The following is a 12737-nucleotide window of genomic DNA, read 5'->3' on the forward strand; positions in this document are numbered from 1 at the left end:
AGGACGAGCCTTGAACGCAAAGAGATGCCTTTTAGTAAAATGCAAAGATCTGGTAATGGAAGACATTTATTGGGGCGCCACCGAAATGGGGCACACCTGTAATAGTCTTAATATAGAATGTGATACATTGACTTTTGACGAAAAAGAAGTTTCACGAATCATCAAACACATTCACCAAACGCCTTACGATATTGTGCTAACCATGAACTTCGCCCCTACTGTCTCAGCAGCATGTAAAAAACTGGAAATTCCCTATGCAGCATGGGTTTATGATTGTCCGTTGCAGTCTCTTTATACCCAAGAGGCTTATAACTCAACCAATCATCTATTTATATTTGATAAATACCTGGTTGAGGATTGCCGAAACCGAGGATTACCCAATCTCAATTACCTTCCTCTGGCTGCAAACATCTCAAGAATGGGGCAACTCAAAATTAGCCCCGCTGACGAAGCTGCTTACAGTTGCGATATTTCATTTGTCGGAATGCAATATATAGACAGCAGATATGCTTTCTATAGATCTCGCCTTGACGAACCCATGCAAGATAAGCTTAATGAAGTTGCCTTTAATATGATGGGTAAGTGGGATGGTCGGGACAGAATACACAATACGATGCCTGATGAATTAATTGATGCCATGCTAGCGCTGTCAGACACAGATCCTTACAGCAAATTGAACGTCCCAAACAGAGTTTATTTTGAAGAAAATGTCATTGCCCGTGCAGTGGCATACACAGAACGTCGTCTTATGATGGAGCAGATAGCCGAGCTTCATCCCAGATGGTATGGTGCTCAAGCGGAGCCTAAAGATCAAATTGCAGGAGTAAATTATCAACCATTCTTAACTTACAACGACAATCTCCCAAAAGCATATAATCTATCCAAAATAAACCTTTCAACATCACTCCACAGCATTTTTTCCGGTCTGCCCCTTCGAACTTTCGATATTATCGGAGCCGGAGGCTTTATTCTTACAAATTACCAACCGGAAACAGGAGAATTATTTGAAATAGGGAAAGAAATTGTTGTTTATCACAATTTTGAAGAAATGGCAGAACTTGCAAAATTCTTTTTGGCCCATGAAGATGCCCGTATGGCTATACTTCTGGCAGGTTATGAAAGAGTTTGCCGTGATTATACCTATCCAGTAGCAGTACAAAAGATATTAGATTCAGTATTTGTCGGGTGAATGCATGAAAAAAATAAGTGTGATTCTTCCCTGTTACAATGTGAAAGCATATATAGACAGAGCGTTAACTTCTATCGAAGAGCAGACAATCGGTTTCTCTTCATTGGAAGTAATATGTGTAAATGACTGCTCTACAGATGCTACACTTTCACATCTGCAACAGTGGGAATCCAAATACCCTGAAAACATCATGATAATTGACCTTCCGGTCAACTCCCGCCAGGGAACCGCCCGTAACCTTGGTTTGGAATATTCTACCTGTGAATATATTGCCTTTGTAGACTCTGATGACTGGCTTGAAAAAGACTACCTGGAAAAGCTATACAATATCGCCCTTTCCGATGATTATGATATTGTTCAGTGCAGGTATATCAGGGATTTTTCAAAAACACTGATATATAAAGAAACTGATGATTCACAAAATAATCCCGATGAAGTACTTGTCGTTTCCACACCGGAAGATCGAAAAAAATTTTTAGTCAAAAAAACAATTAATAATCTTCCACATTGTAAATTGATCAAGAAATCACTGCTTTTAAATAACAAAATAGTCTTCTCCGAAGGGCTGGCCTATGAGGATTCCTATTGGGGCGTTCTTCTTAACATGTACTACACCAAGGCCTATATACTGAATGAGCAGCTATATCACTACTATGTAAATGATGTATCTACTTCTCTATCCACCAATGAGTTCTATCATGTCGACCTTCTTACAAATCAGATTATGCTATGGAATGAGTTGGAAAAAAGAGGCTTCATGGATGAATATAAAGAAGAGTTAGAGATAGAGTTTGTCTATTCCTGCGCACTAATTTTCTGGAAAATGATAGCTTTGAGATATGATACTCCTCCATATTCTCTTTACAGACTCCTATGCATTATCATCCAGGAACACATTCCGTATATCATGAAAAACACTCACATATTAAAAGGTGAACTTTCGGAAATGCACCTTCTTTTACTAAAAAGCTGCTTTAATGTTATGAACAAAAGTGACTTCCTTACTTTTGCGGAAATGGTCAAAAAAATAGGTTTATAAGGAGCTCGATTGTAGTGAGATATTACGACAATGAATATTTTAATAAATGGTCAGACCTAGCACTTCAGTATCTAAGTAACAATTACGACCTGTGTTATCTAAGAGCCATGCATGAAAAAAACAGGACTGAAGGAGCTGATACGATCATCGTAGGTTCCTCTCATGCAATGAATGGAATCAATGAACTGGATCTGAAGGCTGCAGGAAAAACTATTCAGTTTAGCATTTCATCACAGGATCTCTTTTTTGATTTTATGCACATAAAAAAAGCCTTTACAGAAGGTAAATATATGCCTAAGAGATGTCTTATCAATCTGGGCTACTACATGATGTACCAGGATCTCTCAAAAGCCGAGCAGGTGAAAAAACTGATCCCACGAGTATATCTAAATCTATTCGGGGAAAATGGAAGACATAACTATTTTGATGCTACAATAGTTGATCCGCTTTCCGTAATCAAATATGACGAAGATATGTTCCCTCCCCCAATGGTAAAGTATTGGTGTGAATTTTGGAGCAGTAGGGCAATTTGGGAAAATGGCACCTATTATAGCAACATAATTACCAGAAAAAACAATAATATATTCGGTATAAAAAAAATAGATTGGAACAATCTATCGGTGACGGAAAAAACTTCAATAGCAATCGATAGAACAGAAAATGGCCACAACAAGCACGTAAAACATGAAGAAACGCATAAAGAAAATATAGCGATTGTCAGGGACATGGTAGAATTTCTTCATGACCATGGAGTCATTCCTTTATTTTTTATTACACCATATACCCGCTATTATAACGAGTACATATACAAAGGTTATAAAGAAGATATTTTCAAAACCCTCGACAGTCTTGATCTTCCGGTGGAATTATTTGACATGAATGACTACCAGGATGTTTTTTTTGATGAAGATTTCCTTGATTCAGATCATCTCAATGACGCAGGAGCCCAAAAAGCCACAGAGATGCTCAATTCATATCTTGAGCTATTGAATCAATGATTGCAGATTCTGCATACTATGTCACAAAGGCAGCCCGGCTTTATTCATCATCACAACAAATTCCTTATTAAAGTTATGCTTTTCGACCACTGCCCTATATCCGTTTAGCGCTATTTTTTCCCTAAGATTGTCATTATTAAGATAAAAACTAACTTTTTCTTCCATCTCGTCAAAGTCTTTATAAACCTCAATTTCCTTGCCGATTACAAAAAGCTCCGGTATTTCAGGCTGAAAATTGGTAAGAAGAAAACCTCCGGCCCCCATAATATCAAATACCCTAAGTGGTATTCCTGATGTAATGGTATGTAGTGTTGTTCCTATATTTATTTTACTCAGATGATATGCCTTGGGCAATTCTGTCGAATAATCCAGCCTTGGGCTGACTGTTACTCCATCTATTTGGACATTCTTACTTCCTGTATAAAACTTTAGACCATACTTCGCCAAACGTTTTAGCATCTCTATTCGCTCACAGTTGGCCAAGGCTCTTGCCAGAATTCTCCCCTCATAATAATCTCCAATGTCCATTTTAAGATTATTTACGACATCGGGAGAATCCATAGCTGCCATTTCTTCAATTGTCTCTCTTTTTAACGCAGCCTTCAGCCTGTCGGTTCCATCCCATTTTCCAAAAGCTTCATGAAATACTCTCTCATAGTCCGACAAGGCATTTTCACTTAATCTATCCTGTATCTTCTGATAAACTTCATCTTCATATAAATTTCCTACAAATGACACACTACACGAGAATCTTTTTCTGTCATTTCCATCCACCTTTGGAACAGACATTCTATTTTCATTATAGGCCAGAGGATGGTGAAAGACATGCATACCCCCGTTCTCTTTTGTGGTCTCAACCTGTTTTTTATCAAAGCAGAAAATGTAATTACAATCATTCTTAACCAGGTTGTCATATAATGCCTGTTGCGGACAGTCAAACACCCATGACACATACTTGATTCCACAAGCTTCACAGGCTCTTGAAACTAATGGAGAGAAATTGAAGGAAACAAACACATCAAGATGCTGCTCTTTTATAAATTTTATTATTCTCTCAAAATCCTCATCAGAGTCACTGTAAATGGATATTCCCAGCTCAGCAACGGAAAAGTCGGCCTTTTTATATATAAGAGGCCAGATAAAATCCACTCCTGATATTTCTGTAAAACTCATTATTCCATAGCGCTTGGCATCTCTAGGGATATTGAACAAGGCCGAGTACCGGGTTAAGGCATACTGTCGACACTTTTCTGTCTTTTCATCAAGATAGTCATAATCATCGGAAAGTACAGGCTTTATCCATGCACCGCTCTTTTGCCCCGGCACAACTACTTTATACCCTTTTTGCCTCATCAAGGCACATTGAGACAGTGCATAAAAATACCAGTCATCTATATTATTTTCATCCCAAGGCATATCCACCTGCGTTGCTATAAAGTTTCCAGCAACCGCAAGAACTTCCTTATATTCATTATCAACAAGAATAGTTTTTTCACTGTCAGGCCCATACAAAATACCATGTTCGGTAATCATATCCACAGGCATTCTGTCTACGCCTAGCGTGCCCACCATTCCAATTTTCGAAGAAGAATTAAAAATTCTAAGCAAATCATAGAGTAAAAAAATATTACAAAACTCAATATTCTGCTTCATATAAATCTTATATTTAGCATTGCTAATAGATGCGGCCTCGTTATAGCCCGCACACATTGACGAAACATCGCTCACACCAAAATACTCAACATTATACCCTTCAGGAACTTGTAGTTTACAAATCTCATCAGCAATACGATCATTTCCCTCAGGATTAACACAGGATATAAAGCAGAATTTTCTATCGTCCATTAAGCCCCTACTTTCAGTATTTCTTTTGTTTCTATTCGGAATAGCTATCAATTTAATTATACAGATAACATTTATTTACTGTAAATAGAGTAGGAGGCGGTGACTAACCGCCGTCCTCTCACAGCACCGTACGTACCGTTCGGTATACGGCGCTTTCAATAGTTGATGTGCACAGACTGATAAGCCGTGGCTAAATCAAAGAAGCCACTGTTTATCAGTCTTTCTTTTGACATTGCTCTTTTTACGGTTGTTAGATTTGCATTAAACCAATGTCCTCTGCGACTATTAGCCGCCATGTGCGCATAGTATTCTGGAATTCCCATTTTGATAAGATTCCTCATCTTGGTTTTGGGTCTCTTCCATTGTTTCCATATACACATACGAATTCTGCGATAGAGCCATCCATTGATGTCGTCGATGTTATTCTTCATGCTTGCTATTCCGTAATAGTTAAGCCACCCTCTCGCATATACCTTGATTTCCTCAAGACTTGGCTTGATGGACTGCACAGACTTACGGGAAGATAAATCTTTCAGCTTTGACTTGAACTTCTTCCATGACTTTGGATGAACCCTGACATAAATACCACTTGCGTTCCTTCCCAATGCAAAGCCAAGGAATTTAAAATTTCGGATAGCAAACACATTGACAGTACGACTTTTCTCCCGATTAACCGTTAGCTTCAGTTTCTCTTCGAGATATTTAGTACTACTTTCCAAGAGTCTCTCTGATGCTCTTTTGCTTTTCGCAAGAAGAACGATGTCATCTGCATATCTTATACAGGGCACACCTCTTTTCAGAAACTCTTGGTCGAACTCATTGAGGTAGATATTCGCAAGAAGTGGAGATAAATTCCCCCCTTGCGGTGAACCTTCTTCTGTATCAATGTCCACTCCGTTTTCCATTACCCCACTTTTCAGATAGCGCTTTATTAGTTGAACTACACGTTCATCCTTCACATTCCTTCTGAGGAGATTGATAAGGATTTCATGATTCAAGGTATCGAAATACTTTGATAAGTCCAAGACTACCGCAAAAGTGTAACCTTGTTCTGCATATTCCTTCACCTTCTGTATAGCATCCTTTGCGCTTCTGTTTGGACGATAGCCGTAGCTTCCGTCCGCAAACAATGGTTCATAGATGGGCACTAACTGTTGAGTTATTGCCTGTTGGAGTGTGCGGTCTATCACAGTGGGTATGCCAAGCTTGCGCACACCACCATCTGGTTTTGGAATCTCAACTCGCCTGACTGGCGATGGGGTATACTTGCCGCGGTATATGCGGTCAGTTAACTCCTGTTGATGTTCCTTAAGGTACGGAAGTGCCTCTTCAATGGTCATACCATCAATACCTGGCGCTCCCTTGTTTGCCTTAACTCTTTTGTACGCTCTGTTAAAATTGTCCTTATACAGTATCGCTTCCAAGAGCTTCGGCTGTGCACTGTCTCTTTCTTTCCATATCCGATTGAATGACCTAAGCGCTTTCGCATACCCTTCGTGTTCCGCACTATCTCTTTGCGAACAGCCATTATTATCTATGTTTTCTGCCATTAGCGGTCATTCCTCCTTTCTCGGTCATACTTAAGACTCCTACTGATTCGGTCCTTTGGTTAGCATGTCCATGTTTCCATGTCCATATCCCTACTATGACCTCTGCTGACTTCTGCATGTTCAGCACCGTCTCGTTTCCTTGTACGGTGGTTACTCCTTTCAGAGCATTTCACACAGACCTCCCTAGGTACCACACGTTTCTTCCTCTCCATCCATCTGTCTCATTTATTACGCATGATTCCGTGTAGTTATTGGGCTTCGACTTGTGATGCAGCCTTACCCTCATGCATAACCTCGTATGAGATTTCTGTACGTCAGACCAGAGATTTGCCCGTGGGTTAGTATGTTCCCCACATCCAGCTTCCTTCAGATTCCGCCTCGCGGCGGACACCCTTGCTTTCGACTATATCCTTCCCACTACCGGGCGGATTCGGGACTTTAACCCGCTAGAAACGTGCGCCGCTAGGCGCACACCGAAAAAAGAGCCCCGGTAAACCGGAGCTCTTTTTGGGTAGTTGCAATGTTTTCAACAGACGTTTTATAAACAAAGCTTTACAAATATTATCCGAGAAGTGAAAGAACACCCTGATTGGACTGATTAGCCTGTGCCAGCATGGACTGACCAGCCTGTGCAAGGATGTTGTTATTTGAAAACTTAACCATCTCGGTAGCCATATCTGTATCACGAATAAGTGACTCAGCTGCCTGTGTATTCTCTGTTACGTTATCAAGGTTCTTGATGGTATGCTCAAGTCTGTTCTGAATAGCACCAAGATCAGATCTCTGAGATGAAACACTCTCAAGAGCCTTCTTAATGTTACTCATAGCTTCTTTAGCCTTACCATGATCAGAAACTTTGATATTATCTGTACCAACACCGATTGAGGATGCAGCCATCTTACTGATGCTTACAGTAATCTGGTTCTCGTCATCAGTCTCAGAACCAACCTGAAGTTTCTTGTCATTGAAGGTACCATCAAGGAGCTTCTGATTATTGAACTCAGTTGCAGCCTTTGTACGATCGATTTCAGTTGAAAGAGCATTCATTTCAGACTGAATATAGTTACGATCTGTTGTCTGCAATGTGTCGTTAGCTGCCTTAGTAGCCAGCTCATTCATTCTCTGAAGCATCTCATGAACTTCGTTCAGAGCACCTTCAGCTGTCTGTACTGCAGAAATACCATCCTGAGCGTTAGCAGAAGCCTGTGTAAGACCTCTTACCTGACGTCTCATCTTTTCAGAAATTGCAAGACCTGCTGCATCATCTGCTGCTCTGTTGATCTTGTAACCGGATGACAGTTTCTCGCTTGACTTTGCCTGGATACCAGTTGTGATACCAAGCTGTCTGTTTGAATTCATCGCTGTAATGTTGTGTTGTACTACCATAATTTTATCCTCCTTGATTTGTACGGCTGCGTCCTTGCAGCTCGTTTTGTTTAATTTTTGAAATGATTACCAGTGCTGGTCTAATAACCATTCCTTGTTCTTTACACCTTTATTATCGTCCATAATTCTAAAAACTTTACCCCTATTTTTAAAAATATATTATAAATTTTCCCTAAACAAATTGAAGGGCCTGACCAAATTGGCCAAGCCCTGTAAACCATCTTATCTGTATTACTGAAGAAGTGAAAGAACACCCTGATTTGTCTGATTGGCCTGAGCCAGCATCGACTGGCCGGCCTGCATGAGGATGTTGTTATTGGAATATCTGACCATCTCCTCTGCCATATCCGTATCACGAATCTGTGATTCAGCGGACTGTGTATTCTCTACTACGTTATCCAGATTCTTAATTGTATGTTCCAGTCTGTTCTGGATGGCACCGAGATCTGATCGCTGTTTTGATATTGATATAAGCGCATTCTTTATACTCTCAATAGAATTCTTAGCATTGTCATGGCTCATTACATTTATCTGATTACCATTATTAGCGCTTGGATCTACAGGATCATCTTTTGTCGCGGTATGTGTTGCTGCTACACCGATACTGTCAGCGCTAAGCTCCACAATATCAATTACTATCTGATTCTCACCGGCTGTTTCTGATCCAACCTGTAGATATTTACCTGTAAATGTACCGTTAAGAAGATGCTGGTTATTAAATTCAGTTGACTCGGCAGTTCTGGTAATCTCACTTGCAAGAGCTGCAACTTCAGCCTGGATGTACTGTCTGTCTGTTGTCTGAAGAGTATCATTCGCTGCCTTAACTGCCAGTTCGTTCATTCTCTGAAGCATATCATGAACTTCATTAAGAGCTCCCTCAGCTGTCTGTACTACTGAGATACCGTCTTGAGCGTTGGCTGAAGCCTGTGTTAGACCTCTTACCTGACGTCTCATTTTTTCGGAAATCGCAAGACCTGCTGCATCATCTGCTGCTCTGTTGATCTTGTAACCGGATGAAAGCTTCTCACTGGCCTTAGCCTGAGTATTCGTAGTAATACCAAGCTGTCTGTTAGAGTTCATTGCGGTGATATTGTGTTGAACTACCATATTATTATCCTCCATGAAGGGGGCCCGCTTCCCTGCTGCCTTTCCATTTTAATTTAATGTGCAGACCTAATGCGGAGTCCCTTCCATGGCTGCTTTGGTTTTCTTTTCACTAATAATATCGTCGATATTTTCGCCAACTTAACCCTTTATGAATCATTTTTTCTATTTTTTTCGAATTTTTGAAACTTTTTCTTCTTTTTTTCATTTTACTATAAAGTTTTGAAAAAAACATCCGATATATGATTTCTTTTTACCAACACTCCTGTCGCATGCCCGTTATTTATTGTTTGTTTTATAGTGTATAATATTATTGGAATATTTCTTTGCACTACGAGGTAATCAAAATGATCAATGCCATAGTTTTTGGACAAAATATCTACAGCCAGTATTTATGTAAGTTTATTGAAAACGGATACAACAAAATATCAAAAGAATTTGGAAAAGAACCCATAAATATAATAGCCTATTGGAATGTATCCCACTCAGACCCTTTACCGGAGGATGGCATTGCATCAATAGATAACAATAAAGCCAAAGAAATGATTGAAACCGGGCAAGCTGACATTCTACTGATTGCCTCTCAGAACTATGCCGGCCAGCAGGACTTTCTTTCAAAGTTTTTTTCTATTGGGATCAATCTGGAGAATACCTATATTGTTGACCTTGAAAGCGAATTTAGCACACCAAAGTCTATAGTAGATGCCCTTATTCCGTATTACTCCTGCAGGAGACTTCCATATCTGGAGTTTCATATAGCAGACCATTGTAATCTGAACTGCGCCAATTGCGAGCATTATTCAGGCTTGGTAAAAACGCCTGTCTTTCCGGATTTTGAAAAGTTTTCCCAGGATCTGAACAGGCTTAAGCTCTTCTTTGATGAAATATCAATCATCAGAATTCTTGGGGGCGAACCACTGCTCAACCCTGAAATAGAAGATTACATCAAGTTGGTAAGTTCAGTTTACCCAAATGCTATGATACATATAGTAACAAACGCTTTGTTACTTCAAAAAATGCCCGATTCATTCTTTGATACATTAAAAAATTGTCATGACGGTTCAGGCATTTGGATCTCATTATATCCTGTTATGAGCGACAAAATCGATGACCTGAAAAGCTTCCTGAATGAAAAAGGAGTTGCTTACGGAATATCCGATATAAACTCAACCTTCAGAAAGCAGCAAAAGCTTGAGAGAAGCGATGACGAATCCCTAATTAAAAAATTCAACACCTGCTTCCAAAAGGGCTGCGTAAACCTATACAACGGAAAAATAGCCGCTTGTTTCCTGCCTTTTACGACAAAATATTTCAATCAGTATTTTAACGAGTCTTTACCTGAGGATGGTGCTGTTGACCTATATGAGGAGGGACTTACTACCGAAATTATCAGGCAGCGGATCAGTAAGCCCTTTGAACGATGCAGATACTGTGCAGAACCGGTAGACGGTCCCTGGCATACAATTCACAATCCAAGTACTCTTGATGATTGGGTTCTCTAATACATTTTTTATAAAAGGACAAATAATATGAGCAAAGAGATTCGTAGAATAGTGATGTTTCACACAATTACAATATGCAATAATACCTTGAACCTTTTTTCTGACAAAGTTGCAGCTTGTTTGAGAAAAAAGGGAATAGATGTTGGATTTATCAATCTCAATGCTCAGGGCACAGAACTTGCTGATGAATATGTACGGGAAATAAATAAGGGCTTCGATGCCGCTTTAGCATTTAATTCTTCAGGCCAGCACGAAACCTCCATGCAGGAAGACAATGTATTTGAATATATGCATGTTCCTTTTTTTAACTGGATACTTGATCACCCCTGTGAACATATAGCTGATATCCAAAGCAACATGAAGAATTACCATATTATCTGCTTAGACAGAGATCATGTCTCCTATATAAAAAGATATTTTCCCAATATCGCAGGAGTTCATTTTCTCCCTTTAGGCGGTGATCTGGCTTCAGATGATATTGATTATTCGAAAGAAGCTTTCAGAAACAGAAAATATGACATTTCATTTACAGGAAGCTGCTTTTCCCTGGAGAGACTAGGCTCAATAATAGGGAATCTTCCCGAAGAGCTCCGGGTTGCCTCAGTAGATATGATCGAGGCAATGTGTGATGACAGATCTTTGAACAACGAACAAGCATTCAGATATGCATTGCAGAAGAATAATATAGCTTTTGATGATTCACTCTTTCTTAAGTATTCAAAAATTACCGCCAAAACTAACCCCTTTGTCAGATCTTACATTCGTAGCGAGGTTATTCAGTATTTGGCAGCATCAGGTGTAAAAATGCACTTATTCGGGGATGGATGGGATGACCTTGAAGACCTTGGAAATATCGTTCTTCATGGAAGTGTTCCATATCTTGAAGCGGTGCAATGTGCTTCAGATTCCAGAATATCCTTCAACATTATGCCATTGTTTAAAGATGGCCTCCACGACAGAATCCCGACAGCCATGCTAAATGGGTCCGCAGTTGTAACCGACGGAAGCAAATATATAAATGAAATCTTCATATCAGAGGGATCTGAAAAAGAGCTGTTCCTCTACGACATAGGCCATCCGGAATCTATAGCAAATGTCCTGATAAATGCTCTGGAAGACATGGATTCATTATATGATGTAGCTCAGCGAGGACGAAAAAAGGCTGAGCAGTCCCTCACCTGGGATTCCAGAATTGATGAGCTGATCAATATTCTAAGAGGATAGGGAATTATTTTCAGGAAACATAATCAGTATAGGGCCTGTCGGGATCAGTAAACTCTATATCGTGTCCGATAGTAACAACCGGAACACTATAGTTCCCGTAGTGCGCCGTCAGTACCTCTTCATATCCGACCGGGGCCGGAACCATAATAGTCTCAAAGGGCAATAAAACAGTACTTGCAAACCATTCCTTCTTCATAGGTGCATGCCGATATATATTTGAAAAAGTGTGAATCGTATCAAACTTTGGATATGCGTCCAAAAGAATTCCTTCAAACAATCTCAGTCTGTCCTCATAGGGGAGCCCTAAGATATCTATAATTGTGTCCATTCCGGCCACAGGCATTTTCCCGGCGATCATATCCTCTATTATCGTCTTTGGAGAAGCTGCTGCCATCCATAACTCCATGGCTATTTTAATAATGTCAGGAACTTCTTTTACCGGAAACTCTGCCGGAGCAGGGTCCAAGGGAAAAGCATCAATAAATACCCCCTGATGATGCTCGGGCCCGGCATTGCAGTCCTTGGGAATCATGGTGGTTCTGTCATCAATTATTCTTGTAAACATGGTTACTCTGTTATCAAAGTGATCAGTGTAATAGTTCTGGACAAAATAAGGAGACTTGAACCAGCTTGGTGCAAGCTCTATGAAGCGCATATAATCAGGTCTTGTCATGGTAACATCAATGTCGTCGTCCCAAGGAATAAAGCCTTTGTGCCTGACTGCGCCAAGAAGGGTTCCGTAGTCCGCATAATATGTGATGTTGTTTTCCTTACAAAACTCATCAAGAAGACACAGAAGATTCATTTCGACTTTCCAAAGCCTTTTTCTCTTTGAATCCACCAGAAAATCCCATCTTATCTCTTCCTCAAGGTTGAAGTTATCAAGATTACCGTTCATAA

10 protein-coding genes are annotated in these 12737 nt (G+C 39.9%); 5 read left to right on the top strand and 5 right to left on the bottom strand.

The annotated features are described in order from the left end of the window. The first annotated feature begins 10 nt into the window (after nt 1–10). From T359_RS0108805 to T359_RS0108815, 3 genes are read left to right on the top strand one after another with little or no spacing between them, the layout of a single operon-like run. Complete coding sequence (locus tag T359_RS0108805; protein WP_026517150.1) at nt 11–1189, top strand: CgeB family protein; 1179 nt, start codon at nt 11–13, stop codon at nt 1187–1189. 4 nt (nt 1190–1193) lie between these two features. After that, nucleotides 1194–2228 carry a glycosyltransferase family 2 protein gene (locus tag T359_RS0108810; protein ID WP_026517151.1) on the top strand — a complete coding sequence of 345 codons (1035 nt, stop codon included), beginning with the start codon at nt 1194–1196 and terminating at the stop codon, nt 2226–2228. A 14-nt stretch (nt 2229–2242) separates the two neighbouring features. Continuing rightward, nucleotides 2243–3226, top strand: a complete 984-nt coding sequence (locus T359_RS0108815; RefSeq protein ID WP_026517152.1) for a hypothetical protein — start codon at nt 2243–2245, stop codon at nt 3224–3226. 21 nt (nt 3227–3247) lie between these two features. Here the strand turns inward: T359_RS0108815 and T359_RS0108820 are convergent, their stop codons facing one another. The 4 genes from T359_RS0108820 to T359_RS0108835 form a co-directional block, all read right to left on the bottom strand. Further along, nucleotides 3248–5071 (bottom strand): glycosyltransferase, encoded by a 1824-nt coding sequence (locus T359_RS0108820; RefSeq protein ID WP_026517153.1) that lies wholly within the window; start codon nt 5069–5071, stop codon nt 3248–3250. Nucleotides 5072–5226: 155 nt separating this feature from the next. Then, on the bottom strand, nt 5227–6621 hold the full coding sequence (gene ltrA / locus T359_RS0108825) for a group II intron reverse transcriptase/maturase (RefSeq protein ID WP_026517154.1): 1395 nt from the start codon (nt 6619–6621) through the stop codon (nt 5227–5229). Between the two features lie 561 nt (nt 6622–7182). Then, the gene (locus T359_RS0108830) at nt 7183–8007 is read right to left on the bottom strand and encodes a flagellin N-terminal helical domain-containing protein (RefSeq protein ID WP_026517155.1); all 825 of its coding nucleotides are present in this window, start codon (nt 8005–8007) and stop codon (nt 7183–7185) included. Nucleotides 8008–8238: 231 nt separating this feature from the next. Then, on the bottom strand, nt 8239–9114 hold the full coding sequence (locus tag T359_RS0108835; RefSeq protein ID WP_026517156.1) for a flagellin N-terminal helical domain-containing protein: 876 nt from the start codon (nt 9112–9114) through the stop codon (nt 8239–8241). 344 nt (nt 9115–9458) lie between these two features. On the opposite strand from T359_RS0108835, the gene T359_RS0108840 reads away from it, so the two are divergent. Beyond that, nucleotides 9459–10613, top strand: coding sequence for a radical SAM protein (locus T359_RS0108840; RefSeq protein ID WP_026517157.1), 1155 nt, complete (start codon nt 9459–9461; stop codon nt 10611–10613). A 120-nt stretch (nt 10614–10733) separates the two neighbouring features. Beyond that, the gene (locus tag T359_RS0108845) at nt 10734–11837 is read left to right on the top strand and encodes a glycosyltransferase family protein (protein ID WP_197027078.1); all 1104 of its coding nucleotides are present in this window, start codon (nt 10734–10736) and stop codon (nt 11835–11837) included. 10 nt (nt 11838–11847) lie between these two features. Here T359_RS0108845 and T359_RS0108850 read toward each other — a convergent pair whose 3' ends face one another. After that, nucleotides 11848–12735, bottom strand: a complete 888-nt coding sequence (locus tag T359_RS0108850) for a LicD family protein (RefSeq protein ID WP_026517159.1) — start codon at nt 12733–12735, stop codon at nt 11848–11850. Nucleotides 12736–12737 lie beyond the last annotated feature (2 nt).

The organism is Butyrivibrio sp. MC2021, from assembly GCF_000621605.1.
GTDB lineage: Bacteria > Bacillota > Clostridia > Lachnospirales > Lachnospiraceae > Butyrivibrio.

What these genes read in the sequence shown, in the direction of transcription:
- T359_RS0108820 (WP_026517153.1), bottom strand. Translation starts at nt 5,071, where the DNA reads ATGGACGATAGAAAATTCTGCTTTATATCCTGTGTTAATCCTGAGGGA.
- T359_RS0108810 (WP_026517151.1), top strand. Translation starts at nt 1,194, where the DNA reads ATGAAAAAAATAAGTGTGATTCTTCCCTGTTACAATGTGAAAGCATAT.
- T359_RS0108850 (WP_026517159.1), bottom strand. Translation starts at nt 12,735, where the DNA reads ATGAACGGTAATCTTGATAACTTCAACCTTGAGGAAGAGATAAGATGG.
- T359_RS0108840 (WP_026517157.1), top strand. Translation starts at nt 9,459, where the DNA reads ATGATCAATGCCATAGTTTTTGGACAAAATATCTACAGCCAGTATTTA.
- T359_RS0108830 (WP_026517155.1), bottom strand. Translation starts at nt 8,007, where the DNA reads ATGGTAGTACAACACAACATTACAGCGATGAATTCAAACAGACAGCTT.
- T359_RS0108835 (WP_026517156.1), bottom strand. Translation starts at nt 9,114, where the DNA reads ATGGTAGTTCAACACAATATCACCGCAATGAACTCTAACAGACAGCTT.
- ltrA (WP_026517154.1), bottom strand. Translation starts at nt 6,621, where the DNA reads ATGGCAGAAAACATAGATAATAATGGCTGTTCGCAAAGAGATAGTGCG.